23 protein-coding genes and 1 riboswitch are annotated in these 26,656 nt (G+C 75.7%); of the genes, 8 read left to right on the forward strand and 15 right to left on the reverse strand.

The window, feature by feature from the left end; all coding sequences use genetic code 11:
• Window positions 1-141: 141 nt before the first annotated feature.
• Complete coding sequence (locus LPA42_RS20980) at window positions 142-687, reverse strand: alpha/beta hydrolase (RefSeq protein WP_077936729.1); 546 nt, start codon at window positions 685-687, stop codon at window positions 142-144.
• 130 nt (window positions 688-817) lie between these two features.
• Between LPA42_RS20980 and LPA42_RS20985 the strand changes: the two genes are divergently transcribed.
• The 4 genes from LPA42_RS20985 (at window position 818) to LPA42_RS21000 (ending at window position 6,728) form a co-directional block, all read left to right on the forward strand.
• A complete protein-coding gene (locus LPA42_RS20985; protein ID WP_077936728.1) occupies window positions 818-1,600 on the forward strand; it encodes an S-adenosyl-l-methionine hydroxide adenosyltransferase family protein in 783 nt (260 codons plus the stop codon).
• Window positions 1,601-1,656: 56 nt separating this feature from the next.
• The gene (locus LPA42_RS20990) at window positions 1,657-1,932 is read left to right on the forward strand and encodes a CPCC family cysteine-rich protein (RefSeq protein ID WP_043964189.1); all 276 of its coding nucleotides are present in this window, start codon (window positions 1,657-1,659) and stop codon (window positions 1,930-1,932) included.
• Window positions 1,933-1,995: 63 nt separating this feature from the next.
• Window positions 1,996-2,853 (forward strand): zinc finger domain-containing protein, encoded by an 858-nt coding sequence (locus LPA42_RS20995; protein ID WP_077936727.1) that lies wholly within the window; start codon window positions 1,996-1,998, stop codon window positions 2,851-2,853.
• Between the two features lie 179 nt (window positions 2,854-3,032).
• Window positions 3,033-6,728, forward strand: coding sequence for a multicopper oxidase domain-containing protein (locus tag LPA42_RS21000; RefSeq protein ID WP_077936746.1), 3,696 nt, complete (start codon window positions 3,033-3,035; stop codon window positions 6,726-6,728).
• A 7-nt stretch (window positions 6,729-6,735) separates the two neighbouring features.
• Here the strand turns inward: LPA42_RS21000 and LPA42_RS21005 are convergent, their stop codons facing one another.
• From LPA42_RS21005 to LPA42_RS21035, 7 genes are all read right to left on the reverse strand, one after another.
• On the reverse strand, window positions 6,736-7,569 hold the full coding sequence (locus LPA42_RS21005; protein ID WP_228986800.1) for a hypothetical protein: 834 nt from the start codon (window positions 7,567-7,569) through the stop codon (window positions 6,736-6,738).
• A 70-nt stretch (window positions 7,570-7,639) separates the two neighbouring features.
• On the reverse strand, window positions 7,640-8,521 hold the full coding sequence (locus LPA42_RS21010) for a PspA/IM30 family protein (RefSeq protein ID WP_077936725.1): 882 nt from the start codon (window positions 8,519-8,521) through the stop codon (window positions 7,640-7,642).
• Between the two features lie 207 nt (window positions 8,522-8,728).
• A complete protein-coding gene (locus LPA42_RS21015; RefSeq protein WP_043962444.1) occupies window positions 8,729-9,187 on the reverse strand; it encodes a helix-turn-helix domain-containing protein in 459 nt (152 codons plus the stop codon).
• 156 nt (window positions 9,188-9,343) lie between these two features.
• On the reverse strand, window positions 9,344-9,919 hold the full coding sequence (locus LPA42_RS21020) for a CinA family protein (protein ID WP_043962443.1): 576 nt from the start codon (window positions 9,917-9,919) through the stop codon (window positions 9,344-9,346).
• Window positions 9,920-9,945: 26 nt separating this feature from the next.
• Window positions 9,946-10,548: a CDP-diacylglycerol--glycerol-3-phosphate 3-phosphatidyltransferase gene (gene pgsA, locus LPA42_RS21025; RefSeq protein ID WP_043962442.1), complete on the reverse strand. Its 603-nt coding sequence runs from the start codon at window positions 10,546-10,548 to the stop codon at window positions 9,946-9,948.
• A gap of 77 nt (window positions 10,549-10,625) precedes the next feature.
• A complete protein-coding gene (rimO, locus tag LPA42_RS21030; RefSeq protein WP_077936724.1) occupies window positions 10,626-12,125 on the reverse strand; it encodes a 30S ribosomal protein S12 methylthiotransferase RimO in 1,500 nt (499 codons plus the stop codon).
• A gap of 85 nt (window positions 12,126-12,210) precedes the next feature.
• A complete protein-coding gene (locus tag LPA42_RS21035; RefSeq protein ID WP_077936723.1) occupies window positions 12,211-13,134 on the reverse strand; it encodes an ornithine cyclodeaminase family protein in 924 nt (307 codons plus the stop codon).
• A 91-nt stretch (window positions 13,135-13,225) separates the two neighbouring features.
• Window positions 13,226-13,290, forward strand: a riboswitch (guanidine-III (ykkC-III) riboswitch).
• Window positions 13,291-13,356: 66 nt separating this feature from the next.
• Here LPA42_RS21035 and LPA42_RS21040 point away from each other — a divergent pair.
• A complete protein-coding gene (locus LPA42_RS21040; RefSeq protein ID WP_043962439.1) occupies window positions 13,357-13,671 on the forward strand; it encodes a multidrug efflux SMR transporter in 315 nt (104 codons plus the stop codon).
• A gap of 75 nt (window positions 13,672-13,746) precedes the next feature.
• Window positions 13,747-13,992 (forward strand): hypothetical protein, encoded by a 246-nt coding sequence (locus LPA42_RS21045; protein WP_077936722.1) that lies wholly within the window; start codon window positions 13,747-13,749, stop codon window positions 13,990-13,992.
• Between the two features lie 611 nt (window positions 13,993-14,603).
• Here the strand turns inward: LPA42_RS21045 and LPA42_RS21050 are convergent.
• Window positions 14,604-17,072 (reverse strand): DNA translocase FtsK, encoded by a 2,469-nt coding sequence (locus LPA42_RS21050; protein WP_077936720.1) that lies wholly within the window; start codon window positions 17,070-17,072, stop codon window positions 14,604-14,606.
• Between the two features lie 113 nt (window positions 17,073-17,185).
• Here LPA42_RS21050 and LPA42_RS21055 point away from each other — a divergent pair, with 113 nt between their 5' ends.
• A complete protein-coding gene (locus LPA42_RS21055; protein WP_043962436.1) occupies window positions 17,186-17,665 on the forward strand; it encodes a YbjN domain-containing protein in 480 nt (159 codons plus the stop codon).
• Window positions 17,662-19,446: a YbjN domain-containing protein gene (locus tag LPA42_RS21060; RefSeq protein WP_228986801.1), complete on the forward strand. Its 1,785-nt coding sequence runs from the start codon at window positions 17,662-17,664 to the stop codon at window positions 19,444-19,446. Before LPA42_RS21055 ends, LPA42_RS21060 begins: the two co-directional genes overlap by 4 nt.
• Window positions 19,447-19,512: 66 nt before the next feature.
• On the opposite strand, the gene LPA42_RS21065 is transcribed toward LPA42_RS21060, so the two are convergent.
• The 6 genes from LPA42_RS21065 to LPA42_RS21090 form a co-directional block, all read right to left on the reverse strand.
• Entirely contained in the window at window positions 19,513-20,724 is a 1,212-nt protein-coding gene (locus LPA42_RS21065) for a S1 family peptidase (protein WP_077936718.1), read from the reverse strand.
• Between the two features lie 221 nt (window positions 20,725-20,945).
• Window positions 20,946-22,634: a ribonuclease J gene (locus LPA42_RS21070; RefSeq protein ID WP_077936717.1), complete on the reverse strand. Its 1,689-nt coding sequence runs from the start codon at window positions 22,632-22,634 to the stop codon at window positions 20,946-20,948.
• A gap of 57 nt (window positions 22,635-22,691) precedes the next feature.
• Window positions 22,692-23,615 carry a 4-hydroxy-tetrahydrodipicolinate synthase gene (gene dapA, locus LPA42_RS21075; protein ID WP_043962432.1) on the reverse strand — a complete coding sequence of 308 codons (924 nt, stop codon included), beginning with the start codon at window positions 23,613-23,615 and terminating at the stop codon, window positions 22,692-22,694.
• A gap of 46 nt (window positions 23,616-23,661) precedes the next feature.
• Entirely contained in the window at window positions 23,662-24,405 is a 744-nt protein-coding gene (gene thyX, locus LPA42_RS21080; protein ID WP_074474055.1) for an FAD-dependent thymidylate synthase, read from the reverse strand.
• A gap of 428 nt (window positions 24,406-24,833) precedes the next feature.
• Entirely contained in the window at window positions 24,834-25,400 is a 567-nt protein-coding gene (locus LPA42_RS21085) for a DUF2752 domain-containing protein (protein ID WP_077936716.1), read from the reverse strand.
• On the reverse strand, window positions 25,397-26,626 hold the full coding sequence (locus LPA42_RS21090; RefSeq protein ID WP_077936715.1) for a winged helix-turn-helix domain-containing protein: 1,230 nt from the start codon (window positions 26,624-26,626) through the stop codon (window positions 25,397-25,399). The genes LPA42_RS21085 and LPA42_RS21090 overlap by 4 nt, the downstream gene beginning before the upstream one ends.
• Between the last annotated feature and the right edge of the window lie 30 nt (window positions 26,627-26,656).

Raw genomic sequence — 26,656 nt, forward strand, 5'->3', positions numbered from 1 at the left:
TCCCATCGGTGTTCAAGAGGAAAGCGGCGGGATTGATCTCCGAACTTCAGGTCAACGGTGCAACGTCGCCGTCGAGCGCCATGATCGTCTGCTGTTCCGCGAGAGAAGGGACGGCGTGTCGCCTCACTGAACGACAAACGATCATGGGAGCGGCGCGTCGACGGTGGTCAGGCGGGCGATCAGGGTCTCCGCCAGGGGCCACGGGCCGTAGCCGTCGGCGGTCGTCAGGTGCCCCGCGTCGCCGAGGTCGACCAGCTCGGCTCCCCACCGCCCGGCCCAGTGCTCCGCCCGGTCGTACGTCATCACCGGGTCGGTGCGGCTGGCCGCCAGGATCGACGGGAACGGCAGCGGAACGTCGGGCAGGGCCGGCAGCACCGACGTCCCGTCCGTCCACGGCTCGTCGAGGTCGGGCGGGGTGACCAGCAGCGCGCCCCGCACCGGGCCCGGCCCGCAGGAGGCCGCCCACAACGCCACGGTGAGGCAGCCGGCGCTGTGCGCCACCAGCACCGTCGGCTCGGTGACCCCGTCGAGGGCGGCGGCGAGGGCGGCGACCCGCTCGTCGGCCACGTACCGCCCTCCGGTGGCGTGCCGGACCCAGCGGCGCGCGGGATCTCGGCGGGCCAGCCACTCCTGCCAGTGCTCGGGCAGGGGGTCGTTGCGGCCGGGCACCAGCAGCACGCGCGTCATGCCTCGGGAGGCTAGCGTCGAGCCGGCAGCCGCGCCGCCCCGCGCCGGTCAGGCAGGCAGGCAAGCAAGCAACCGGCCAGGCAGGCGCGAGGCCGAGCACGAGCACGAGCGAGCACGAAGGAGGACACCGATGGCGTGGATCTCGTTGACCACCGACTACGGCCTGGCCGACGGTTTCGTGGCCGCCTGTCACGGGGTGATCGCCCGGATCGCCCCGACCGTCCGGGTGATCGACGTGACCCATCTCGTCCCGCCGGCCGACGTGCGGCGGGGCGCGGCCGTGCTCGCCCAGACGGTGCCGCACCTCCCGGTGGGGGTGCACGTCGCGGTGGTCGACCCGGGGGTGGGCACCGCCCGGCGCGGGGTGGCCCTGGCCACGCCGGGCGGGACGCTGGTCGGGCCGGACAACGGGCTGTTGCCCGACGCCGCCGCCGCGCTCGGCGGGGTGACGTCCGCCGTGGAGTTGACCAACCCGGAGTGGCTGGCGCCCGAGGTGTCGCGCACCTTCCACGGCCGGGACGTCTTCGCCCCGGTGGCGGCCCGGCTGGCGTCGGGCGCGCCGCTGGCCGAGGCGGGGCCCGCGGTCGACCCGGCGGGCCTGGTCCGGCTGCCCGGGCCGGTGGTGCGGGACGAGCCGGGCGGGTTCGCCGCCGAGGTGCTGACCGTGGACCACTTCGGCAACGTGCAGCTCGCCGCGCCGGGCGACCGGCTCGCCCCGCTGCCGGCCCGGCTGCGGGTGGCCGGTCGGGCGGCGACGCACGGGCGCACGTTCGGCGACGCCCCGCCCGGCGCGCTGGTCGCGTACGTCGACTCGGCCGGCCTGGTCGCCGCCGCCCTCAACGGCGGACGGGCCGCCGACGTGCTGGGCGTGGCACCGGGTGACCTGGTGACCGTCACCGCCGAAGAGGGCTGACCGTCACCGCCGAGGAGGAGGTGGCCGGAACGTGAAATCGGCCCACCGTCGGAGTGATGCCGGATCGTCGGTTGTGGAATGCTCTCCCGGTGGGTGTTCAGTGGGTTCCTTCGGCATGTCCCTGTTGCGCCTCGCTGACCGGGGGCGGCACGTGCCCGGTCTGCTTCTGGACCGACGACGGTCAGAGTGACGCCGACGCGGACGTGGTCCGGGGCGGCCCCAACGGCGACCTGAGCCTGACCCTCGCCCGGCTCAACTTCGCCGTCTACGGCGCCAGCCACCCCCGCTACCAGGACATGGTGCGCCCGGCCCGCCCGGAGGAGCGCCCCTGACCCTCGGGGCGCCCACACCGCCCCGGCCAGGGTGAACGCCGCCCGGGCGGGGACAATGGCGGCATGCCCGAGGGCGACACCGTCTGGAACACCGCCCGCGTGCTGGGGCGGGCGCTCGGCGGTGCCCGGCTGACGGCCTCCGACTTCCGGGTGCCCCGGCTGGCCGGCACCGACCTGGCCGGCTGGACGGTGCGCGAGTCGGCGAGCCGGGGCAAGCACCTGCTGCTGCGGCTCGCCGCGCCCGGCCGGCAACCACAGGCCGGCCCGCCTCCGGGCGGGCGCAGCCGGGCGTCGGGCGGCCCGGGCGGGGTCACCGACTGGACGCTGCACTCGCACCTGCGGATGGACGGGGCGTGGCGGGCGTACGCGCCGGGGGAACGCTGGACGGGCCGGCCCGCGCACCTGATCCGGGTGGTGCTGCGCGCGCCCGACGCGGTCGCCGTGGGCTACCACCTGCACGAGCTGGCGCTGGTGCCGACCGCCGAGGAGGACGCCCTCGTCGGTCACCTCGGGCCGGACCTGCTCGGCGCGGACTGGGACCCCACCGAGGCGGTCCGCCGGCTCGCCGCCGCACCGGAGGCGACGATCGGCGAGGCGCTGCTCGACCAGCGCAACCTGGCCGGGGTGGGCAACCTCTACAAGTGCGAGGTGCTGTTCCTGCGCGGGCTGTCGCCGTGGACGCCGGTCGGCGCGGTGCCCGACCTGGCCGGCACGGTGGCGCTCGCCCAGCGGCTGCTGGCGGCCAACCGGGGACGGTGGACGCAGAGCACCACCGGGTCGCTGCGCCGGGGCGAGACGAGCTACGTGTACGGCCGGCGTGCCCAGCCGTGCCGCCGCTGCGGCACGGCGATCCGCAAGGAGGAGCTGGGCGAGCGGGTCACCTACTGGTGCCCGGCCTGCCAGCCCGCGCCGACACCCTGACCTGCGGCGACACGCCGTCCCAGCGTCCGGGACGTCCGCAGATAGGGACGATTGGGTAGTTCCGCACCGACCCTCCGACGTCGCATGCTGCGGTTGAGTGCTCACCGACCGTCAACGGGCGGGTGCGGCCGCCCCGAGGGGGTGGCGGTCGCCACGCCACGATCGATCCGGGGAGAGCCATCGTGCTGTTCCGCAGACTGCGCTCCAACTTCGTCGACCGGCCCGCGCGTACCGGCGCGGAGCCGGGGCCGACCGTGCCGGCGGCCCGGACCGCCGAGGCGACCGGGCCCGACGTGGCCGAAGCCGAGGAGGTGGCGCCGGCCAGCCTCGACCCGGGGGCCGTCCCGCGCTGCTTCGGCCCGGTGCCCAACTTCGCCACCAGCCCGCTGCCGGTGCCGGTCCCCGCGCCCGACGAACGCGCCGGGGTCGCCCCCGGCACGGGCCTGCGCAAGTTCGTCGACGCGCTGCCCCGGCCCGGCGAGGGGGGCCGCACCGAGCTGGGCGGGTGGCTGCCGGTCGCCGTGCCGGACACCATCACGTGGCCGGGCTGCGACTACTACGAGATCGGCCTCCAGGAGTACGCCCAGCGCCTGCACCGCGACCTGCCCGCCACCCGGCTGCGCGGCTATCGGCAGCTCAACCTCGGCACCGACGGCACCGGGCACAACACGGTGGCCCCGCCCGACCGGCCGTACCTGTGCGGGCCGGTGATCGTGGCCCGGCGCGGCCGGCCGGTGCGGATCAAGTTCATCAACCAGCTGCCCACCGGCCGGGCCGGGGAGCTGTTCCTGCCCGTCGACGCGACGCTGGACGGGGCCGGGCCGGGCCCGCTGGACGGTCCGGCGCCCTACCCGCAGAACCGGGCGGTGCCGCACCTGTACGGCGGGCAGACCGGCTGGATCAGCGCCGGCAACCCGTGGCAGTGGGTGACGCCGGCCGGGGAGATCACGCCGTACCCGACGGGGGTGGGGTTGACCCACGTGCCGGACATGCCGCCGCCCGGCCCGGGGGCGACCACGCTCTACTACCCCAACGAGCAGAGCGGCCGGCTCATGTGGCTGCACGACAACACCCTCGGCCTGTCCCGGCTCACCGTCTGCTCCGGGCAGCTCGCCGTCTATCTGCTCACCGACGAGGCCGAGGAGGGCCTCGTCGCCGACGGGGTGCTGCCCGCCGAGCAGCTCCCGCTGGTGGTCACCGACCGCACGTTCGTGCCCGACGACACGCAGCTCGCCGGCCAGGACCCGACGTGGGACCGGGACCGCTGGGGAGCCCGGGGCAGCCTCTGGCACCCGCACGTCTACCAGCCCCGGCAGCACCCGTCCCGCCCGTCGGGGACGAACCCGACCGGCCGCTGGGACTACGGCCCGTGGACCCGCCCCACGCCCCCGGCCGACGCGCCGCCGGGCCGGCCCGGCCCCGACGACGCGCAGCCGGCGACCGCGCCGGGGGCCACGGGCGGGCCCGTGCCGAACCCGCACCACGATCCCGTCGCCGACCCCGACGAGCCGCCGCTGGCCCCGGGCGTGCCGCACCCGTCGGCGGTGCCCGAGGCGTACGGGGACACCCCGCTGGTCAACGGCGTCGCGTACCCGTACCTGACGGTCGCGCCGAAGGCGTACCGGTTGCGGATCCTCAACGCCTGCGCGGACCGCTCCCTCAACCTCCAGCTCTACCGGGCCCGCTCCGACGGCCCGATGTGGGACGCGGACGGCGGGCTGCTCGACGCCGACGCGGGCGAGGTGCCGATGGTGGAGGCCGCCCGCGCGCCCGGCCGCCCGCCGCACTGGCCCGTGGACGGGCGCGACGGCGGGGTGCCCGACCCGGCCGCCGCCGGGCCGGCGCTGATCCAGGTCGGCAACGAGTGCGGCCTGCTGCCGGCCCCGGCGGTGCTGCCGAACCGGCCGGTCGGCTACCGGTACGACCGGCAGGACCCGACGGTGCTCAACGTCGACGGGCACACCCTGCTGCTCGCCCCCGGGGAGCGGGCCGACGTCGTCGTCGACTTCTCGGCCGTCCCGCCCGGGTCCACCCTGATCCTCTACAACGACTGCCCGGCCCCGCTGCCCCGCTTCGACCCCCGCAACGACCACCACACGGGCGCCCCGGACCGCACCGCCGTGGGCGGCGTCCCCGGCACCCTGCCCGGGTACGGGCCGAACACCCGCACCCTGCTCCAGTTCCGGGTGGCCGGCGAGCCGGCCGAGCCGTACGACCTCGACCGGCTGGCCGAACGGCTGCCCGGCGCGTACGCGGCCAGCCAGCGCCCGCCGATCGTGCCGCAACCGGCGTACGACCGCGCGTTCGGCACCCGCACGGCCCGGGAGACGGTCGGCACGGCGCACGCCATCGCGGTCAGCTTCACCCCGGTCGGCGCCGCCGCGCCGGTGACGCTGCCGCTGACGGTGAAGGTGGTGCAGCACGTCTTCGACCCGGCGTACGGGCGGGTCGCCGGCCGGCTCGGGGTGGCCCACCCGCACGCCGGGCCGCTGGGTCCGGCCACCCTGCCGCTCGGGCCGGTCGACCCGGCCACCGAGACGCTGGTGATCGCCGACCCGACGGTGCAGGTCGGCGCGCCCGCCGACGGCACCCAGCTCTGGCGGATCGTCGGCAACACCCCGCAGACCCACCCCGTGCACGTCGGCGGCTGCGACGTGCAGGTGGTCAACCGGGTCGGCTGGGACGGGGCGATCCGCCCGCCCGAGCCCAACGAGCTGGGCTGGAAGGAGACGGTACGGGTCAACCCCCGCGAGGACGTGATCGTGGCGCTGCGGCCGGTCGCCCCCGCCCTGCCGTTCAAGATCGGCGACAGCGTACGGCTGCTCGACCCGACCCGCCCGGCCGGCGCCCGGATCGGCTCCACGGCCGTCAGCCCCGTCGACGGGCGGCCGGCGGCGGTGGTCAACCAGCTGGTCAACATGGGGTGGGAGTACCGGTGGCACAGCCAGCTCGCCGGCCACCGCGACCAGGGCATGAGCCGCCCGCTGGTGCTGCGGGTCGCCCCGCTCGCCCCGACCGGGCTGACCGCCACGCCGGTGCCCGGATCGGCGACCGTGCTGCCGGCGATCGCGCTGACCTGGACCGGCAACGGCGGCCGGCCCCCGGCCAGCAGCCACCTGCTCCAGCGGGCCACCGACGTCGCGTTCACCGAGGGGGTCACCGCGATCACCGTGGCCGCCGCCGCGACCCGGTACACCGACTCCACGGTCACCCCCGGCGTCACCTACCACTACCGGATCCGGGCGGAGAACGAGGTGAGCTGCTCGGCCTGGTCCAACGGCGTGCCGGCGTCGGTACGCCTCGCCGCGCCCACCGGGCTGGCCGCGGTGATCCCGCCGGCCGCCCCGCTGCGGGTGGCGCTGCGCTGGGCGAACCGCTCCTTCGCCACCGGCGTCGACGTGCAGCGGGCCACCAACCCGACGTTCACCAGCGGCCCCGCCACCACGGCCGTCGGGGTGCAGGAGCAGCACGTGGACGCCGTCGTCGCCCCGGAGACCACCTACTACTACCGGGTGCGCACCACGTACCTGGGGGTCGCGTCGCCGTGGTCGACGGTCGCCGCCGTCACCAGCCCGCCCCGGCCGGCCGCGCCGACCGGGCTGACCGCCGTCGCGAGCGCCCCCGCGCCGGACACCGCGACGGTGACGCTGACCTGGGCGGCGGACCCGCCGGGCGGCCCGGGGGCCGGGTTCCTGGTGCAGCGGGCGGTCGACCCGGCGTTCGAGCGGGAGGTCGCCGCGTTCACGGTGCACGGGCGGGGGTTCGTCAACACCGGCCTGGCCCGGGGCGTGACCTACCACTACCGGGTGCGGGCCGGCAACGTCGTCGGCAGCTCCCCGTTCACCCCGGCGGTCGCCGTGACCACGCCCGGGTGACGCCGGGTCAGTGGGTGGGGGTGCGCAGCGGGTCGCCGACGGTGCGCAGGGGCTCGCCGACGGTGCGCAGCTCGGCCAGCGCCGACGCCACCCCGTGCAGCAGGTCCGTCGCCTCGGCGAGCCGGGACGCGGCGGCCTGCTCGCTGGCGGCCCGGCCGCCGAGGTGACCGGCGTCGGAGCGGGCGTCCTCGGCGAGGTAGCCGGCGGCGGCCACCACCAGCCGCTCGTACGCCGCCACCCCGCTCTCCAGCTGCGCGGACAGCTCGCGGTGGGCCTCGGCGAGGGGGGCGCGGGCGTCGGCGGGGGCGAGCCGCAGGGCCCGCTCGACGCTGGCGACCCGCCCCGCCAGTTCGCGCAGCGACCGGTCGGCGGCGGCGACCTCGGACACCGCCGGCTCGGCCAGGCCGGTCAGCCGGCCGGTCATCCCGCCGAGGGTGAGCGCGGCCCGGTCCAGCCGGGCCCACGGCTCGGCCACGCTGGTGCCGCGCAGGGCCAGCCGGGACCGGGCGCGGCGCACCTCCGCCACCACCCCCTGCCCGGCGGGGAGCCGCTCCACGGCGGCGACGAGCCGGGCCCGGGACCGGGCCGCGGCCTCGGCCGGGTCGAGGGCCGGGGGCGCGGGGCGCGCCGCGAGGGCCCGCAGGTCGATCCACCGCCAGGCGGCCAGGGCCACCGCGCTGCCGGCCGCGCCGGCCCACGCCGCGTCGGGCAGACCCAGCCCGGCGTACGGGGTGAGCACCGCCGCCGCCCCGGTCAGCCCGCCGCCCAGCACGCTCCACCGGCGGGCGGACCGCCGCAGCCTGCGCAGCTGGCGGAAGTATCGTGCTCGCTCGTCTGCCACCCGTGCCTCCTCGTTCCGGCCGCCGGGTCGGCGGTGCCGGGGCCGCCCGGCCGGCGGCCGTCGGTGCCGCTCAGCCGGCGGTGCTGGTGTCCCCGGTGCCGCGGTCCTGGCCCATGCTGGCCCGGAGCTGGTCGAGCCGGGCCGCGGCGGCCGGGTCGACGGCCGGGGCGGCGGGCGCGGCCTGCCCCTGCTGCCCCACGGCCGGGCGGTCCTGCCGGCCGGCGAGCTGCTCGCCGGCCATGCTCGCGCGGATCTGCTCCAGCCGGGACGAGCCGGCCGAGTCCAGGGACGCCTTCTGGATCTCCAGCATCCGGCCCTCGACGGAGTTGCCGGCCAGCTCGGCGCGGCCCATCGCGGTGGCGTAGCGCTGCTCGATGCGGTCCCGCACCGCGTCCAGGGACGGGGTGCTGCCGGAGGCGGTGAGCGACGACATCGACTCCAGCGACTGGGCCACGCTCTCCTGCATCTTGGCCTGTTCGAGCTGGCTGAGCAGCTTGGTGCGCTCGGCCAGCTTCTGCTGGAGGATCATCGAGTTGTTCTCCACCGCCCGGCGGGCCTGCGCGGCGGCACCGAGCGCCTGGTCGTGCAGGGTCTTCAGGTCCTCGGTGGCCTGCTCGGCGGAGACGAGCTGGGTGGCGAGGACCTGGGCGGTCTGCTCGTACTTGCCGGCCTCCGCCTCGTCGCCCCGGGCGCGGGCCTGGTCGGCGAGGACCAGGGCCTGCCGGGCGTTGCCCTGGAGCCGCTCGACCTCGGTCATCTGGCGGGACAGCTTCATCTCCAGCTGCCGCTGGTTGCCGATCACCGCCGCCGCCTGCTGCACCAGCGCCTGGTGCTGGCGCTGCGCCTCCTCGATCGCCTGCTGGATCTGCACCTTGGGGTCGGCGTGTTCGTCGATCCGGGCACCGAAGAGCGCCATCAGGTATTTCCAGCCCTTGACGAACGGGTTCGCCATCTCCGCGGTATCCCCTCAGTAGAGTCGCGCCGCCCGGCCGGGCCGGGCGGTCCGGCCGGTGGTCGTGCGGCGGTGACCCCCATCGTCCCAGCCGGGCGCCAGCCCGGCATCCGTACGTCACCGGCGGCACGCCACCGTCTGATCAACAGTACGCGGCGCGGGAAAGCCCGACCACGTCCTCGGGCGACCTGCGGGCAGGCGGTGGGATCAGGCGGCGCAGACGACGTCGCGGTCGCGCTCGGCGGGGCGCACACGGGTGCGCAGGGTCGCCTTCAGCGGCGAGTCCTGGTGCACCGCCACGGCCACCGGGCCGCCGGAGGTGACCTGCCGGACCCCCCGGCCGGTCGACTTGCGCACCGAGGCGCGGGCCACGGGGGACTCGACCGGCTCGGCCGGCTCGTCCTGCACCGGCACCAGCACGCCGGGAAGCTGCTCGGCGAGCGCCACCGTGTCGCTGACCTCGCGCAGCAGCTCGGAGAGGCGGGCGCCCAGGGCGTCGCAGATGGCGGCCAGCAGCTCGCTGGAGGGCTCCTTCTGGCCGCGCTCGATCTCGGACAGGTAGCCCAGGCTGACGTTGGCCGCGGAGGAGACCTCGCGCAGGGTGCGGTGCTGCCCCTGCCGGCGCGCCCGCAGTGCGTCACCGATCACCCGGCGTAGCAGGACCATCGCACCTCCCCTGACGGGTCTCACCCTCTTCACCGACGCCGTGCCGGCGCGGCGTGCCGCCCCGGCGTCGACGCCACGCGTCGGAGCCTTCCCGCAACCGTACCCGCTGCGGGCCCCGGTGACATCCCACCCCGCCCGTCCTTCTGGCCGACAGGCTCAGCGGCGGGCCGCCCCGGCGGGCGCGGCGTCGCCGTCGCCGGCCTCCGGCGCGCCCGCCCCGGGGACCGGCCCCGCCGCGTCGATCCGCTCGGCGAGCAGCCGCAACGCCTCGATCACCGCGGCGGTCCGGATGTGATCGCGGCCCCCGTCCAGGTCGAGCCGGCGGACCTCGGCGCCGGCCGGCCCGGCCACCGCGACGTAGACCAGCCCGACGGGCTTGCCGTCCTGCGGCTGCGGCCCGGCCACGCCGGTGGTGGCGAGCCCCCAGTCCGCGCCGCAGCGCCGCCGGCCGCCCTCGGCCAGGGCGCGGGCCACGTCCGGGTCGACCGGGCCGCGCTCGGCCAGCAGGTCCTCCGGTACGCCCGCCAGCACCGACTTCAGCTCGGTGGCGTAGACGACCAGGCCGCCCCGGTAGACACCGCTGACCCCGGCGATCTCCACCACCGAGGCGGAGAGCAGCCCACCGGTGAGCGACTCGACGGTGGCCAGCGTCTCGTGCCGCTCGGCGAGGCGGTGCACCACGCCGGCCGCCGGGCTGCCCACCGGCCGGTGCCCGTTCGCGTCAGTTCCCATGGAAACGTCCCTTTCCCCGCGCCGGCCTACGCATCCTCGCGGGCGGGCCGGCGCAGGCGCAGCGCCTGGGCCACGTAGTCGAAGCCGGTGACGACCGTGACGCCGACGGCGGCTGCCATCAGCCAGGGGCCGACGGCGGCGAGCCCGGCCGGCATCGGCCACAGGTACCAGGTGATGGCCAGGATCTGCAGCGCCGTCTTGATCTTGCCACCCCGGCTGGCCGCGATGACGCCGTGCCGGATCACCCAGAACCGCAGCGCCGTGATGCCCAGCTCCCGCACCAGGATGACGCCGGTCACCCACCAGGGCAGCAGGTCGTACCAGGACAGCAGCAGCAGGGCCGCGCCGGTGAGCGCCTTGTCGGCGATCGGGTCGGCCACCTTGCCGACCGAGGTGACCAGACCGAAGCGGCGGGCGATCCAGCCGTCCACCAGGTCGGTGACCGAGGCGACGGCGAAGATCAGGCAGGCCGCGATCCGCCACCCGGCGTGGGTCGCGCCGGAGGCGACCACCGAGGCCGCGAAGACCGGCACCAGCACCAGCCGCAGCAGGGTCAGCCCGTTGGCCGCGTTGAGCACCGGGACCCGGGCGACCACCGGCGGCTGCGCCGGCTCCGCCGCCGGCGTCACCGACGCACCCCGCTCGGGCTGCCGCGGCGAACCTGACACCGCACCACGTGGCTCCCCCGCCTTCTCAGGGCCCGCCGTCACCGTGCCGCGCCGGGCGCAGCCGAGATCATCTCATCCGGGACGGCGACGAGGTCCACCCCTTCGGTGGCGGTCACCGTGGCGCGCACGAGGTCGCCGGGGCGCAGCGCCGCCAGGTCCACCCCGCCGTCGGCCGGGGCGACCAGGGTGGTGGAGCCGTCCACCTCGGGGGCCTGGTGCGCCGCCCGGCCCTCGACCACACCGTCGTCGACCGAGTCGACCAGCACCTCGACCGTGGAGCCGAGCCGCTCCTCGGCCCGCTGCGAGCACAGCTCGTCGGCGAGGGCGCTGAGCCGGTCGTACCGGCGCTTGATCGTCGCGGCGGAGACCTTGCCGGGCAGGCCGGCGGCCTCCGTGCCGTCCTCGTCGCTGTAGTCGAACATGCCGATCGCGTCGAGCCGGGCCGCGCTGAGGAACCGGACCAGCTCGTCGACGTCGCCCCGGGTCTCGCCGGGGAAGCCGACGATGAAGTTGCTCCGCGCGCCGGCCTCCGGGGCCAGGGCACGGGCGGCGGCCAGCAGCTCCAGGAACCGGTCGGTGGAGCCGAAGCGGCGCATCCGGCGCAGCACCGGCTCGCTGGAGTGCTGGAACGACAGGTCGAAGTACGGCGCGACGCCGGGTGTCGTGGCGATCGCCTCGACCAGGCCGGGGCGGGTCTCGGCGGGCTGGAGGTAGCTCGCCCGGACCCGGACGATCCCGTCGATCGCGGCGAGCTGCGGCAGCAGCTTCTCCAGCGCCCGGGGGTCGCCGAGGTCCTTGCCGTACGACGTCGAGTTCTCGCTGACCAGCACCAGCTCCCGCACGCCCGTCCTGGCCAGCCACTCCGCCTCGGCGAGCAGCTCGTCGGGCGTACGCGAGACGAACGCGCCGCGGAAGGCGGGGATGGCGCAGAACGCGCAGCGGCGGTCGCAACCACTGGCCAGCTTGAGCGACGCGACCGGGCCGGTGTCGAGCCGACGCCGCAGCACCTGCCGCAGGTGGGCCGGGGTGTGCTCGTCGGTGGTCACGGCGGCCCGGGGCGTGCCGTGGCCGGGCAGCGAGACGGCGCTGTCGCGCCGGGCGACCGGGGTCAGCGGCAGCAGCTCCCGCCGGTCGCGCGGGGTGTGCGCGTCGAGCGCCTCGCCGGCGACGACCGCGTCGAGCCGGGCGGCGATGTCGGGGTAGTCGTCGAAGCTCAGCACCGCCTGCGCCTCGGGCAGGCTGTCGGCCAGCTCCCGGCCGTACCGCTCGGCCATGCAGCCGGCCGCGACCACCTTCGCGCCGGTGTCGGCGGCGGCGAGCAGCGTCTGGATCGAGTCCTGCTTGGCCTTCTCGACGAAGCCGCAGGTGTTGACGACCACCACGTCGGCCCCCTCGCCGTCGGTGGTGACCTGCCAACCGTCGGCGTGCAGCCGGGCGGCCAACTCCTCCGAGTCGACCTCGTTGCGGGCGCAGCCCAGGGTCAGCAGGGCGACGCGGCGGCCGGCGGATTGCGGGGAGGGGGCGGTGGCAGACACCATCCGAGGGTACCGGGCGGGCGGACGGCGGCCCGCAACGGCGGCCACCCGGATCGCCCCCGCACGTCGCCCGCCGCCCGGGGCCGGCTCAGGCCATCGCCGCGCCGACCCGGACCAGCCGGTCGAGCAGGAAGACCTCCGTGCCGGCCAGGCCGGTCGAGCAGAAGACCGACACCTGGTCCGCGCCGGTCCGGCCGGCGGCGTCGCCGGCCAGCACCGCGCCCAGGTCACCCAACCGCCCGGCGTACGCGGGCAGCGTCGCCAGCATCGGCGGGTCGTACGCCGCCGCCTGCGCCGGCGAGTCGGTGACCAGCACATCGGCGGCGTCCAGCAGGTCGGTGCCGAACTCGTGCCGGTCGACCTGCTTGAAGCCGACCGTGTTGACGTGGGTGCCAGGGGCCAGGTCGGCGGCGTCGAGCACGGGAGTGACGGCGGTGGTGGCGAGCACCACGACGTCGCGTTCCCGCACGGCGGCCCGCGCCGAGTCGACCGCCCGCGCCGGCACGTCCAGCTCGGCGCGGACGCGGGCGGCGAACGCCTCCCGCCGGGCGGCCGAGCGGCTGTGCACGGTGACCTCGCGCAGCGGGCGCACCGCGGCGGCGGCCCAGACCTGGGTCCACGCCTGCGTGCCCGAGCCGACCACGCCCAGCGTGACGGCGTCCGGCCGGGCCAGGGCGTCCACGGCGACCCCGCCGAGCCCCCCGGTACGCCGGGAGCCCAGCTCGTCCCCGACCGCGACCGCCCGCACCGCCCCGGTGCGCCCGTCGTGCAGCACGACCACCTGCTCGCCCTCCGGGTGCCCGAACGTGTCGTACGAGCGGAAGCCGTACCACTCGCCGGTGAGGTGCCCGGCGGTGAGCACCATCCGTCCCCCGCCCAGCGCCGCGGCGGCCCGGGGCGGGGCCACCAGGCGGCCGGCGTGCGCGGCGAGCAGGGCGTCGCGCATCGCGGCCACCGTGGTGGGGGCGTCCAGCGCGGCGGCGACGTCGGGGTCGGCGAAGAGCAGCGGCATGACCGAATACTGCAACTTGAAGTGAGGTTCATGTCAATCGGTGGTGGTCCGGCTCACCCCCGGCACCGCCCGGCCGGTGCTAACGTCGGTCGCGGCGGCCCCAGGGTCGCCCCGGACGAGTGGTGGGCGTACCCGGTCAGGCCAAGACGCCTCACGTGTCAGTACCGAGCCCCACTCGCCCCGACACCGCAGGTCCGGGCGCCGAAGCAGAGGTGTCGCGCCATGGCCTGGATCGTGCTGGTGATCTCCGGACTCCTCGAGACCGCGTGGGCGGTCGCCCTCGACCGCAGCGCCGGCTTCACCCGGCTCGTGCCGTCGGTCGTGTTCGCGGTCGCGCTGGTGCTCAGCATGGCCGGCCTGGCGTACGCGCTGCGCGAGATCCCCGTCGGCACCGGCTACGCGGTCTGGGTGGGCATCGGCGCGGTCGGCACCGCGCTGGTCGGCATGCTGGCGCTGCACGAGTCGGCGAGCCTGCCCCGCATCGTCTGCCTGCTGCTGGTCGTCGCCGGGGTGGTCGGCCTCAAGGTCTTCCACTGACCGGGATGCGTAGTTTCCGGCGCCGGTGGGTAGTGATCGATCGACGGTAGAACGAGGCTCACCACGGAGGACGTCATGGCCGACACCCACGCCACCACCCGCCCGCGCACCAACGCCGCCCGGATCTGCACGATCGTCGCGTTCGTCTTCGCCGCCCTCGCGGTCTTCGTGTCACCGCTGATCTTCGGCCTGCTCGGCGTGATCCTCGGCGTGGTCGGCGCGGTCCTCGGCGACAAGCCGCTCGGCTGGTACGCCGCCGCTGCCAGCGTGGCCGGCGCCGTGCTCGGCATGATCCTCAGCGCGGTGATCCTGAACGCCTGAGCACCCAGCCCACCCCACAGCGCCACAGCGCACCCGACCGCGACCGAAGGGGCCCGCCGGATTCCCGGCGGGCCCCTCGCCGTCGACCCGCCCTCGCCGTCCACCCCGCCCTCGCCGGCGCGGGCGGCCGGCGGCGGCGGGTGGCCGTGCTCCACCCGCCCCGGATCGTGACACGCAGCAACCGCTCCGCTCGACGCCACCACCTCCCTCGCTCCCTTTGCTCTGCACCCGGATACGCAACAGTTCACGCAGCGCGATCGGCCGGTCCTTCCCGCCGCCCGTCGGTTTCACAGACCTGCTGTTCAAGGGGGTGATGCGTCCCTGGGTGCAGAGCAAAGGGCGCGCGGCGAGTCCGGCGCGCCGGACTGAACATGACCCTGAGTGAGATCGACAGATCCATCACCCACGGTGAGCAAGCTCGGTCGGCCCGCGTCGGGGCCGGCAACCGGGGAAGCGGGGCTCAGGGCGTTGCCCGGCCACGCCGGTGAAGGACGAGAGCAGGGGCAGCGCCGAAGTGCCGGGCCGGAAGAAAGGCCGCGAAGAAACCGGGGAGGGGCCGGGAGGGCCGGGGAGGAGCCGGGGAGGGCTCGGGAAGGGGTCCGGCGGGCGGGTCAGTCGTCCGCGCCGCCGAGGCCGGCGAGGACCTCCTCCAGCTCGTCCGGCTTGACCAGCACGTCGCGGGCCTTGGAACCCTCCGACGGGCCGACCACGCCCCGGGTCTCCATCAGGTCCATCAACCGGCCGGCCTTGGCGAAGCCGACCCGCAGCTTGCGCTGAAGCATCGACGTCGAGCCGAACTGCGAGGTGACCACCAGCTCGACCGCCTGCACCAGCAGGTCCAGGTCGTCGCCGATCTCCTCGTCGATCTTCTTCTTGTTGTCCTGTGCCGGGGCCAGCACGTCCGAGCGGAACTCCGGCTCCCGCTGGTCCTTGCAGAACTTCACCACGTCGGCGATCTCGCGCTCGGTGACCCAGGCGCCCTGGATGCGGATCGGCTTCGACGCGCCCATCGGCAGGAAGAGCCCGTCGCCGCGCCCCAGCAGCTTCTCCGCACCCGGCTGGTCGAGGATGACCCGCGAGTCGGCCAGCGACGAGGTGGCGAACGCCAGCCGGGACGGCACGTTGGCCTTGATCAGACCGGTGACCACGTCCACGCTCGGCCGCTGGGTGGCCAGCACCAGGTGGATGCCGGCGGCCCGGGCGAGCTGGGTGATGCGGACGACCGAATCCTCCACGTCGCGCGGGGCGACCATCATCAGGTCCGCCAGCTCGTCCACGATCACCAGCAGGTACGGGTACGGCCGCATCTCCCGCTCGCTGCCCGGCGGGGCCTTGATCTCCCCCGTGCGCACCTTGCGGTTGAAGTCGTCGATGTGTCGGACCCCGTTCGCGGCGAGGTCGTCGTAGCGCATGTCCATCTCGCGGACGACCCACTCCAGCGAGTCGGCCGCCTTCTTCGCGTTGGTCACGATCGGGGTGACCAGGTGCGGGATGCCCTCGTAGCCGGTCATCTCGACGCGCTTCGGGTCGATCAGCAGCAGCCGCACCTCGTCCGGCGTGGCCCGGGTGAGGATGGACACCAGCAGGGTGTTGAGGCAGCTCGACTTGCCGGCGCCGGTGGCCCCGGCGATCAGGATGTGCGGCATCTTCGCGAGGTTGGCCACCACGAAGCCGCCCTCGATGTCCTTGCCGAGCGCCACCACCATCGGGTGGTGGTCGCTGGTGGCGGCGCGGGAGCGCAGCACGTCGCCGAGCGCCACGTTCTCCGGGTCGGTGTTCGGGATCTCCACGCCGACCGCGCTCTTGCCCGGGATCGGGCTGAGGATGCGGACGTCCGGGGACTTCACCGCGTACGCGATGTTGCGGGAGAGCTGGGTGATCCGCTCGACCTTCACGCCCGGGCCCAGCTCCACCTCGTACCGGGTGACCGTCGGGCCCCGGGTGAAGCCGGTGACCTCGGCGTCGACGCCGAACTGGTCGAACACGCCGGTGAGGGCGGCGATGACCTCGTCGTTGGCCTTGCTGCGGGTCTTCGGGGCGGCCCCGCCGCTGAGCAGGTTGGCCGGGGGCAGCGTGTAGTCGCCGGCCAGGCCGGTGAGCGCGAGCTGCTCCGCCCGGGTGGGCGGCGGCGAGTGCTCCGGCGGCTCGACCGGCTTGCGGGTGGCGGGCACCTTCGCCGGGGGCTTGCGGGGCAGCACCACGGTCTCCTGGAGGTCGGCGCCCTCGTACGCCTCCTCGTCGAAGTCGTCCGGGTCCGGCAGCGGCGGCGCGGCGCGCTTGGCCGGGCGGCGGCGGGCCGGCTTCTTCTCGACGGGCTCCGCCTCGGCCTCCTCGGCGGCCGGCGGCGGGCCGACCACCGCGCCGGCGAGCAGCCCGAGCCGCTCCGGGATCTTGTTGATCGGCGTCGCGGTGACCACCAGCAGGCCGAAGACCAGCAGCAGGAGCAGCAGCGGCACGGCCACCCAGGCGGTCACCGCGGTCTCCAGCACGTTGCCGACGCCCGCGCCGATCAGGCCGCCCGCATAGTCACGCTGGACCGGGTCCACCGGGTTCTGTCCGATGTGCAGCATCGCGGCGGTGGCGACCAGCATGGACCCCCAGCCGACCAGACCCCGCCCCCGGTGCTCCGGGTCGGACGGCGTGCGCATCAGCCGCCACGCCCCGATCGACAACAGCACCGGGACGACGATCGAGATCGCGCCGAGGAAGAGCCGCACGGTGTCGGCGAGCCGGGCACCCACCGGGCCGGCACCGGAGAACCAGAGGGCCACCGCGCTGAGCAGGGAGAGCCCGAGCAGCAGCAGGCCCGCGCCGTCGCGGCGGTGCTCCGGGTCGAGGTCGCGGGCCGAGGCGGCCTGCCGGCCGGCGGCCCGCACCGCCCACCCGACGCCGTGCGCGAGCCCCATCCACACCGCACCGATCGCCCGGCCCACGTGGACGGCCGGCCCCGGCCGGGGGGCGGTGCGCCGCCGGGGCGCCGCCTTGGTGGTCTTCTTCGCCGGCTGACGGGCACGACTGTTCGTGGTGCCGCGCGGCGACGCGCCGCGTCGCCGGCTCGCCTGAGAGGTACGGCCCGCCATAGAGTCACCGTAACGGCGGGACCCGGCGGATCGCCGCTTTTCCGGGTCGTGTCCGCGCGTCGCAGCACGGGCGACGCCGCCTGCTGTGTTATTCGCCTCAGAAGGGATGCCCGATGGCGTCGCCCGAGATCGAGGACGGCCCGGACGGCCCCCTGGCCGGGCACCCCGGGGCGTTGCGGCCGCTGACCGACGAGCTGATCGCGGCCGTGCTGCGCCGTCGGGGGTACGCGGTGGCGGCGGATCCGGCGGGCCGGCTGCTCGGCCGGTGGGATGACGCGCTCGTCTGGTTCCTGCGGATGGGGGCGGGCGGCGAGATCCTCCAGGTGCGCACGATAGCCGCGCCGACCTTCCCGATCGAGTACGTGCCGACCCTGCACGCCTTCTGCAACTCGTGGAACCACGACCGGTACTGGCCCAAGGCGTTCGTGCACGTCGACGACGACGGGCGGGCCCTGGTCTGCGGCGAGGTGATCGCCGACCTGGAGCGCGGGGTGACCCCGCACCAGCTCGACCAGCTGCTCGACTGTGGCATCTCGACCGGCTGTCAGCTCGCCGCCGCGGTCGGGCAGCTCGCGGGCGGGGCGCGGCCGTGACCGGGCAGCCGCGCCGGTGGGCCGACCGGCTGGCCGCCGCCGGGGACCTGCCCGACGGGGAGGAACGCGCCGTCGAGCTGGACCGGATCGCGTCGGCCGCCGACGCGGCCGGCGACCTGGCCACCGGGCTGGACGCGCGGTTCGCGCTGATGGACCTGTATCTGCGGCGGGGCGAGCGGTGGCGGCTGTTCGAGCCGGTCCGCCGCTGCCGGGAGCTGCTCGACGCCGCCTCCGCGGACGCCACCGCCGAGGTCCCCACGACCGGGCCGGTCGCCGAGCGGGCCGCCGAGCTGCGCCGCTACCAGCGCTTCGCGGTCGAGGCCGCGTTCGGCACGCCCCGGGTCGGCCTGGGCCAGACCCGCGCGGCGCTGGACGACCTGGCCCGGCCCACGCCGGGGCTGAAGGGCCTGGCCCGGCCCGCCCCGGGTGGGGCCGGCGACCCGGCGGTGAGCGATCTGGTGGCCGAGCTGCGCTGCCGCCTCGCCGACCACCTCGGCGACGAGCCGGAGGCCCGCCGCTGGTACGACCGCTGGCGCACCGCCCCCGCCGACCCGGCCGCCGGCTGTCCGGCCTGCGCCCCGTCGCGCCGCGCCGACCTGCTGGCCGGCTGGGGTGACTGGGCGGCGGCGCTGGCCGAGCTGCGCCCGATCGTCGACGGCCCGACGGCGGCGACCCCGGCCGAGACTGGCGGGGCCGGGACAGCCGGGGGCGGCGGGGCGTACTGCACCGACCAGCCGGAGCGGGCGCTGGCCGGGGCGCTGCTGCCGCTGCTGCGCGCCGGCGAGCCGGAGCGGGCGGGCCGGGCGCACGTCACGGCGTACCGGCGACACCGGCGGGAGCGGACGGCGTTCGGGCAGCTCGCCGCGCACCTGCGGTTCTGCGCGCTGGGCGGGCACCTGGACCGGGGGCTGGACATCCTCGCCGAGCAGTTGCCCCGGCTGGACCGTCCGTCCGACGACCTGGCCGCGATGGAGTTCGCCGCCGCCGGGGCGCTGCTGTGCGCCCTCGCCGCCGAGGCGGGGCGGGGCGACCGGCGGATGCCCGGACCCGCCGCCCCCGCCGGGAGGGGGGCCGATCGGGCCGGCGACGACATCGACGTGGCCCGGCTCGGCGGGCTGCTCGCCGAACTGGCGACGGGGCTCGCCGGCAGCTTCGACGCCCGCAACGGCACCGGGCACCAGTCCGGCCGGATCGCGGCCCTGCTGGCCGAGCGGCCGGTCGCCGGTCCGGTGGTGCCGCTGCCCGCCGACGAGGCGGCCGACGACGGAAGCGACGACGACGGCGGGACCGACGAGTTCGACGAAGACCGCGACGGCAGCGGCAAGGGCGGCAGCGGGCCAGCGGGGCGGGAGGCCGGGCGGGAACTGGCCGGGGACGAGGTGGGGGCGCTGACCGTCGCCCTGGTCACCCAGGCCCTGGACCGGCGCGGCGACGCCTGGACGATGCGCGGCCCGGCGGTGGTCGGGCGGTGGGGTCCGGCGGTGATCGAGTTCCGGCAGGCCGGCGAACGGGGCGAGATCCTGCACGCCCGGGTGCTGGCCGTCCGGCGGCTGGCGGCGGGGCGGCGCGCGGAGGCGTACGCCTTCTGCAACGCCTGGAACCACGACCGGCTGCTGCCGAAGGCGTACGCGCACGACGACGGCAGCGGGGAGCTGGTGCTGGCCGGCGACGTGACCACGGACCTGGCCCACGGGGTGGCCCCCACCCAGCTCGACGTGCTGCTCACCGCAGCCGTGGCCACCGGCGTCGCGTACGCGGAGGCGGTCGCGGCGCTGCCCTGACCGGCCCGGCTCGCCCTGACCGGCCCGCGCGGTGGTGCCGGGCCGGTCAGGGCACACGGGGCGGAATCAGCGCCGCACGCGGCGACCGCTCTGGAGGTTGTTGCCACCGTCGGCGGTGACCAGGGTCAGCCCGTTGACCTGGAGGATCTCGTTGACGGGCTGGAAGAAGGTGACCCCGCCGACGGTGCAGTCGCCCGCCCCGCCCGAGGTGACCCCCTGCGCCTGGTCACCGGAGATCCACGACCCGCCGGAGTCGCCCGGCTCGGCGCAGACGTTGGTCTGGGTCAGCCGGGTGACCGTGCCCTCCGGGTAGTTGACCGTCGCGTTCTTCGCCTGGATCACCCCGCAGAACGCACCGGTGGTGGAGCCGGAGCGGCAGATCGACGCGCCGACGGGGGCCTCCTGCGAGCCGTTGACGGGCACCGCGCCGCCGTTGAAGTCGTTCACCACGGGCTGCGGCTGGAAGTCGCCGGTGACCCGCACGACGCCCCAGTCGTCGCGGGGGAAGGACGACGCGGCGAAGACGCCCTGCGGCGAGCCGTCGACCCCGGTGGTGCGGTCGCCGGCCTGGCCGCAGTGCCCGGCGGTGACGAAGCCGCCGACCACGGCGAAGCCGACCGAGCAGCGGGAGTTGCCGTTGATGAGGTAGGCGTCGCCGCCCTGCAGGTCGGCGAGCAGCCGGGGGGCCCGCGTCGAGCTGACCACCCGCACCGCCGACGCCGGGAGCCCGCTGGCCGCCGCGAACCGGCGACCGGCCGCCTCCTGGCCCGCCCGGGCCACCACCACGACGGAGTTGGTGGGCGCGTCGACGTACCAGCCGGTGACGGCCCGGCCGACCGCGCCGCCGGACCGGTCGAGCCGGGTCTTCATGGTGTCCAGCTCCCCCACGCCCCGGGCGACCTGCTTGGGCACCGCGCCGGCCGCGCGTACGGCGTCGGCCCGGCCGGGGTCGGCGACCGCGACGGTCAGGGTACGGCCGTCGGCGCTGAGCCAGGCGCCGCCGTAGTCCTCGCCCAGCTCGGTCCGGAGCTTGTCGACGGTGCCGGCGGCCCAGCGCTCGGTCTTCAGCCGCTGCGCCGCCTGCTCGCGGGTGAGCCGCAGGTCGCGGCTCATCGCGTCCACGACCTTCTGGTCCACCCCGGCCGGGGCGGTGGCCCGCCCGGAGTCCCCGGCCGGCGGCGCGGCACCCTCCCCGGCGAACGACGGCAGGGCCACGACCGCCGCCGCTCCCGCCGCCACCACCAGTACGCCGATGGCTGTCATCCGTCTGCGGTCCATCCGCCACGCTCCTCCCGGCCGACGCGGGTACGCCTGCCGGCACGGAGTACGGGACAAACCGCCGGATGGTTGAACGATCGACCCGGAACAATTTTTCCCGTCGGCGTTGAACCCTGCGGCGTCGGTGTCCGTACCCCAGGCCGGCGGGAGAAGCGCCGACGCCGGCCCACCGCTCGGGGGTGGGCCGGCGTCGGTACGCGCGGAACGCGGCGGTGCGGGCGTCAGACCTCGACGACCGTCGGCACGATCATGGGCCGGCGGCGGTACTTGTCGTTGACCCACCGGCCGACGGTGCGCCGGACGATCTGCTGGAGCTGGTGCGGGTCGGTGATGCCGTCGGCGGCGGCCCGGTTCAGCGCCTCGGTCACCAGCGGCACGACCGGGTTGAACGCCTCCGGGTCCTCCGAGAAGCCCTTCGCCGAGACGGTGGGGCCGCCCACGACCTTGCCGGTGACCGAGTCGACCACGACGGTGGTGGCGATGAACCCGCCGTCGCCGAGGATCCGCCGCTCGGTGAGCAGGGACTCGCTGACGTCGCCCACGGCGAGGCCGTCGACGTAGACGTACCGGCTCTTGACGTGGCCGACGAGGCTGGCGCGGCCCTCGACCAGGTCGACGACGTCGCCGTCCTCGCAGAGCACCACCCGGTCCGGGGCGACCCCGGACTCGATGCCGAGGCGGGCGTGGGCCCGCAGGTGCCGCCACTCGCCGTGCACCGGCATCAGGTTGCTCGGGCGGGTCACGTTGAGCAGGTAGAGCAGCTCACCGGCGGGGGCGTGGCCGGAGACGTGGACCTTCGCCACGTCCTTGTGCACGACCACCGCGCCGGCCCGGGCCAGCCGGTTGATCACCCGGTAGACCGAGGTCTCGTTGCCGGGCACCAGCGAGGACGCCAGCACCACCGTGTCACCGGGGGCGATGGTGATGTGCCGGTGGTCGCCGCTGGCCATCCGGCCGAGCGCGCTCATCGGCTCGCCCTGCGACCCGGTGGACATCAGCACGATCTGCTCCGGCGGGAGCGCCGTCGCCTCCTCGATGCTGATCACCAGGCCGGCGGGGATGTTGAGCAGGCCGAGGTCCCGGGCGATGCCCATGTTGCGGACCATCGAGCGGCCGATCAGCGCCACCTTGCGGCCGTGCTCGACGGCCGAGTCGAAGACCTGCTGCACCCGGTGCACGTGCGAGGCGAACGACGCGACGATGATCCGTCCCTTCGCCTTCGCGAAGATCGAGTCGAGGACCGGCCCGATCTCCCGTTCCGGGGTGACGAAGCCGGGGATCTCCGCGTTCGTGGAGTCCGACAGCAGCAGGTCGACGCCCTCCGCGCCGAGCCGGGCGAAGCCGGCCAGGTCGGTGATCCGGCCGTCCAGGGGGAGCTGGTCCATCTTGAAGTCGCCGGTGTGCAGCACCAGGCCGGCGGGGGTGCGGATGGCCACCGCGAGGGCGTCGGGGATCGAGTGGTTGACGGCGAAGAACTCGCACTCGAACGGGCCGAGCCGCTCCCGGCCGCCCTCCCGCACGGTCAGCGTGTACGGCTGGATGCGCCGCTCGGCCAGCTTCGCCTCGACCAGGGCGAGGGTGAACTGCGAGCCGACCAGCGGAATGTCCGGCTTGTGGGCGAGCAGGTACGGCACCGCGCCGATGTGGTCCTCGTGGCCGTGGGTGAGCACGATCGCCTGCACGTCGGCGAGCCGGTCCAGGATCGGCCCGAAGTCGGGCAGGATCAGGTCCACGCCCGGTTGCTCGACGTCGGGGAAGAGCACCCCGCAGTCGACGATGAGCAGCTTGCCGTCGTACTCGAAGACGGTCATGTTCCGACCGATGGCGCCGAGCCCGCCGAGCGGGATGATCCGCAGGCCGCCCTCCGGCAGCGGCGGGGGCAGTTCGCCCTCGTTGTGCGCCTCGGTCACGCGTCCACCTCATTCTGCGACGCCGTCGCCCGGCGTCCGTCGTGTCGTTCGGTCATCTCAGGGGAGCTCCAGACCCGCCGCCGCGCAGTCCGCGCGCAGCTGGGCGATCTCGTCGGGGGTGGCGTCCACCAGCGGGGGCCGCACCGGGCCGGCCGGCAGGCCCAGGGCCGCCAGGCCCGCCTTGACCAGGATCGTGCCCTGGGTGCGGAAGACGCCGGTGAACAGGGGCAGCAGCCGCCGGTGCAGGGCGAGCGCGGTGCCGGGGTCGCCCGCGTCGTACGCCTCGATCATCCGCTGGGTGAGCGCACCGGTGAAGTGGGTCGAGGTGCCGACGACCCCGACGCAGCCGACCGCCAGCGCGGGCAGGACGAGGGAGTCCTCCCCGCTGTAGAAGGCCAGGTCGGTGCGGCTGGTCACCCACGAGGTGGCGGTGAGGTCACCCTTGGCGTCCTTGACCGCGACGATGCGGTCGTGCTCGGCGAGCCGGACCAGGGTCTCGGTTTCGATCGGCACCCCGGAGCGGTGCGGGATGTCGTAGAGCATGATCGGCAGCCCGGTGGCGTCCGCGACGGCGGTGAAGTGCCGGACCAGCCCGCTCTGCGGCGGCTTGTTGTAGTACGGGGTCACCACCAGCAGGCCGTGCGCGCCGGCCTTCTCGGCCGACGCGGCCAGCTCGATGGTGTGCCGGGTGTCGTTGGTGCCGACCCCGGCGACCACCCGCGCCCGGTCGCCGATCGCCTCCACCACGGCCCGGATCAGGCGTTCCTTCTCCGCGTCGGTGGTGGTGGGCGACTCGCCGGTGGTGCCGTTGAGCACGAGCGCGTCGTTGCCCTGCTCGTCGACGAGGTGGTTCGCGAGGCGTACGGCGCCGTCGAGGTCCAGGGAACCGTCGGAGGTGAACGGGGTCACCATGGCCGTGAGCACTCGGCCGAACGGGCGGGACACCGCCCGGTCGGCGGCAACAGGGTGGTCGTGCGTCATGCTCACAACCTAGCGGACGACCACCGGCGGGCCGGTGGGGAAGGGTTCAGGACAGCTCGGCGAGCGGGCTGGCCGCCACCTCCGTGCCGTCGGGCAGCGTGGAGATGACGAAGTCGGCGAACACGTTCGGGGCGACCCGCTGGAGCTGACGCAGGCACTCCACGGCCAGCTCGCGGATCTCCACGTCGGCGTGCTCGGTGGCCCGCATCGCGACGAAGTGCCGCCAGGCCCGGTAGTTGCCGGTGACCACGATCCGGGTCTCGGTGGCGTTGGGCAGCACCGCGCGGGCCGCCTGCCGGGCCTGCTTGCGGCGCAGCGTCGGGTTGGGCTCGGCGGAGAAGCGCTGCTCCAGGCCCTCCAGCAGCTCCGTGTACGCCCGCACGCTCGCCTCGGCGGCCTCGACGAACCGCTTGTGCAGCTCCGGGTCGTCGGCGATCACCGCCGGCTCGACCATCGCGGCGTCGCGCTCCGGGACGTACCGCTGGGAGAGCTGGGAGTAGGAGAAGTGCCGGTGCCGGATCAGCTCGTGGGTGAACGAGCGGGACACCCCGGTGAAGTAGAAGCTCACCGAGCCGTGCTCCAGCACCGACAGGTGCCCCACCTCCAGGATGTGCGCCAGGTAGCCGGCGTTGGTGGCGGTGGCCGGGTTCGGCTTGGACCAGCTCTGGTAGCAGGCCCGGCCGGCGAACTCGGCGAGCGCCTGGCCGCCCTCGGCGTCGGTCGACCACGGCACGTCGTCCGGGGCCTGGAACTGGGTCCACGCGACGAGCTTGACCTGGGGCTGCACCATCTCCGGCATGCCAGGGACTGTAGTGGCCCGCCGGCCGGCCGCCCAAGTCGGGCGCGCCCGGTGCAACGGCGGTCACCCGCTGGCCCGGCGCGTCGCCCACCGGAAGGGACCGTCCCGGTTTCCCGCCTAGGGAGCTGAGTCATTTACGACATCAGGGTGGGGTCGGGACGAGGCCGGGGCCGGGCCGCAGCCGGAGTCGGGCCGCAGCCGGGTCACGGCCGGCTCCGGGCCGCAGCCGGAGTCGGGCCCCAGCCGGAGTCGCGGCAGCCCGTGGGCGGCGGTGATGTCGTAAACGACTCAGCTCGCTATGGCCCGCAGGCTCCGCATCCGATCGCGCAGGCGTGCGCCAAGCTGCCCGCCCGGGCCAGACACAGGCCGGGCCAGACACAGGCCAGGTCAGACGCGGCCCCGGCCAGGCGGGGCCCAGGTCAGACGTAGAGGGAGGTGAAGGGGGCCCAGGGCAGGTTGCGGGCCACCGAGAAGACCAGCCACAGGGCCAGGAAGCCGCCGATCACCTTCGAGCTGACCTGGGGCTGCGGCAGCCGCCAGCCGAACGCCTGCCGGCCCGCCCAGGCGACGAACAGGTAGGTCAGGAAGGGCAGCGCGAAGACGAAGAGGAAGTGGTGCCGGGCGGCGGCCGGCAGGTCGCCGTGCAGCACGTACCACAGCGCGCGGGTGCCGCCGCAGCCCGGACAGTCCAGCCCGGTGGTGAGCTTCAGCAGGCAGCTGGGGGCGGCGTCGGGCGCGGCCCGGGTCGGGTCGCTGAGCAGCGCGTACGCCATGCCGAGGCCGACGCAGCCGAGCGCGGCCAGGGGGGCCGCCCAGCGCGGCGACCGGGCGTGCACCCGCATCACGAGGCGGGTCAGCCGGTCGGGTTCCGCCACCGGGTACGCCCCCGGCGGCCACTCCCCCGGCGCGGGCGCGGGCGCCTGCGCGTCAGGGTGCGGGTGCGGGTGCGGGGCCGCCGGGCCGTCGACGCTCGTCACGCCGCTCACGGTACACCGGCCACGCTCCTCAGGGCGGCGGCCAGCGGAACAGCGAGGTCACCGGCGGCGGGCGGGGCTACCGCGCTGAGGCCCAGCCAGCCGGCCAGGCGGTGCAGCTCGGCGGCCAGGGCCACCGCCGTCTCCCCCGCATCGACGCCCGGCTCGGCCCAGGCGGCCGGCACCAGCAGCACGCCGGCCTTGCGGTCGGCCTTGAGGTCGACCCGGGCGGTGAACCGCTCCCCCTGCAGGAACGGCAGCACGTAGTAGCCGTGGACCCGCTGCGGGGCCGGGACGTAGATCTCGATGCGGTAGGCGAAGCCGAACAGCCGCTCGGTGCGGCTCCGCTCCCACACCAGCGGGTCGAACGGGCTGACCAGGGTGTTGCCCCGCACCCAGCGGGGCAGCCGGGCGGTGGCGTGCAGGTAGGCCGGGTGCCGCCAGCCCTCGACCGTGACCGGGGTCAGCTCGCCCGCCTCGACCAGCTCGGCGACCGCCCGCCGGGCCCCGGCGACGGGCAGCCGGAAGTAGTCGCGCAGCTCCGGCTCGGCGGCGACGCCGAGCGAGCGGGCGGCGATCGCGACCAGGGCGCGGTGCGCCTCGGCGTCGGTCGGGGTGGGCGCGTCCAGCACGGCGGCCGGCAACACCCGCTCGGGCAGGTCGTAGCGGCGGGCGAACGAGGGGGTGCGGTCGGCGGCGGTGACCTCGCCGGCCCAGAAGAGGAACTCCAGCGCCCGCTTCACGGTCGACCAGTTCCAGCCCCAGTTGCCGGTCTCCCGGGGCGCGTCGTGCTCGATCTCGGCGGCGGTGAGCGGGCCCCGGGCGGCGACCTCGTCGCGCACCCACGCCACCAGCTCGGGCTGCTCCTGCGCGATGCGGCGCATCCCGCCCCACGCCTCGTCGCGGGCCTTGGCCATCCGCCAGCGCAGCGCCGCGTGCAGCCCGACGGGGACCAGCGACGCCTCGTGCCCCCAGTATTCGAACAGCTCGCGGGGGCGGCGGTAGGCGGCGGCGTCGAGCAGGGCCGTCGGGTAGGGCCCGAGCCGGCTGTAGAGCGGCAGGTAGTGCGCGCGTTGCAGCACGTTGACCGAGTCCATCTGGATCAGCCCGACCCGGTCGAGCACCCGGCGCAGGTGCCGGCGGGTGGGCACGCCGGCGGGCGGTGGGTCGGCGAAGCCCTGGGCGGCCAGGGCGACCCGGCGGGCCTGGGCGAGCGAGAGCGATTCCGGTGCGGTCATCGTCGGGCACCCTAATCCAGGGGTACGACA

It is taken from the genome of Micromonospora sp. DH13 (genome assembly GCF_020873825.1).
Classification (GTDB): domain Bacteria; phylum Actinomycetota; class Actinomycetes; order Mycobacteriales; family Micromonosporaceae; genus Micromonospora; species Micromonospora haikouensis.

What these genes read in the sequence shown, in the direction of transcription:
- LPA42_RS20980 (WP_077936729.1), bottom strand. Translation starts at nt 687, where the DNA reads ATGACGCGCGTGCTGCTGGTGCCCGGCCGCAACGACCCCCTGCCCGAG.
- LPA42_RS20985 (WP_077936728.1), top strand. Translation starts at nt 818, where the DNA reads ATGGCGTGGATCTCGTTGACCACCGACTACGGCCTGGCCGACGGTTTC.
- LPA42_RS20990 (WP_043964189.1), top strand. Translation starts at nt 1,657, where the DNA reads ATGCCGGATCGTCGGTTGTGGAATGCTCTCCCGGTGGGTGTTCAGTGG.
- LPA42_RS20995 (WP_077936727.1), top strand. Translation starts at nt 1,996, where the DNA reads ATGCCCGAGGGCGACACCGTCTGGAACACCGCCCGCGTGCTGGGGCGG.
- LPA42_RS21010 (WP_077936725.1), bottom strand. Translation starts at nt 8,521, where the DNA reads ATGGCGAACCCGTTCGTCAAGGGCTGGAAATACCTGATGGCGCTCTTC.
- LPA42_RS21015 (WP_043962444.1), bottom strand. Translation starts at nt 9,187, where the DNA reads ATGGTCCTGCTACGCCGGGTGATCGGTGACGCACTGCGGGCGCGCCGG.
- LPA42_RS21020 (WP_043962443.1), bottom strand. Translation starts at nt 9,919, where the DNA reads ATGGGAACTGACGCGAACGGGCACCGGCCGGTGGGCAGCCCGGCGGCC.
- rimO (WP_077936724.1), bottom strand. Translation starts at nt 12,125, where the DNA reads ATGGTGTCTGCCACCGCCCCCTCCCCGCAATCCGCCGGCCGCCGCGTC.
- LPA42_RS21035 (WP_077936723.1), bottom strand. Translation starts at nt 13,134, where the DNA reads ATGCCGCTGCTCTTCGCCGACCCCGACGTCGCCGCCGCGCTGGACGCC.
- LPA42_RS21040 (WP_043962439.1), top strand. Translation starts at nt 13,357, where the DNA reads ATGGCCTGGATCGTGCTGGTGATCTCCGGACTCCTCGAGACCGCGTGG.
- LPA42_RS21045 (WP_077936722.1), top strand. Translation starts at nt 13,747, where the DNA reads ATGGCCGACACCCACGCCACCACCCGCCCGCGCACCAACGCCGCCCGG.
- LPA42_RS21050 (WP_077936720.1), bottom strand. Translation starts at nt 17,072, where the DNA reads ATGGCGGGCCGTACCTCTCAGGCGAGCCGGCGACGCGGCGCGTCGCCG.
- LPA42_RS21055 (WP_043962436.1), top strand. Translation starts at nt 17,186, where the DNA reads ATGGCGTCGCCCGAGATCGAGGACGGCCCGGACGGCCCCCTGGCCGGG.
- LPA42_RS21065 (WP_077936718.1), bottom strand. Translation starts at nt 20,724, where the DNA reads ATGGACCGCAGACGGATGACAGCCATCGGCGTACTGGTGGTGGCGGCG.
- dapA (WP_043962432.1), bottom strand. Translation starts at nt 23,615, where the DNA reads ATGACGCACGACCACCCTGTTGCCGCCGACCGGGCGGTGTCCCGCCCG.
- thyX (WP_074474055.1), bottom strand. Translation starts at nt 24,405, where the DNA reads ATGGTGCAGCCCCAGGTCAAGCTCGTCGCGTGGACCCAGTTCCAGGCC.
- LPA42_RS21090 (WP_077936715.1), bottom strand. Translation starts at nt 26,626, where the DNA reads ATGACCGCACCGGAATCGCTCTCGCTCGCCCAGGCCCGCCGGGTCGCC.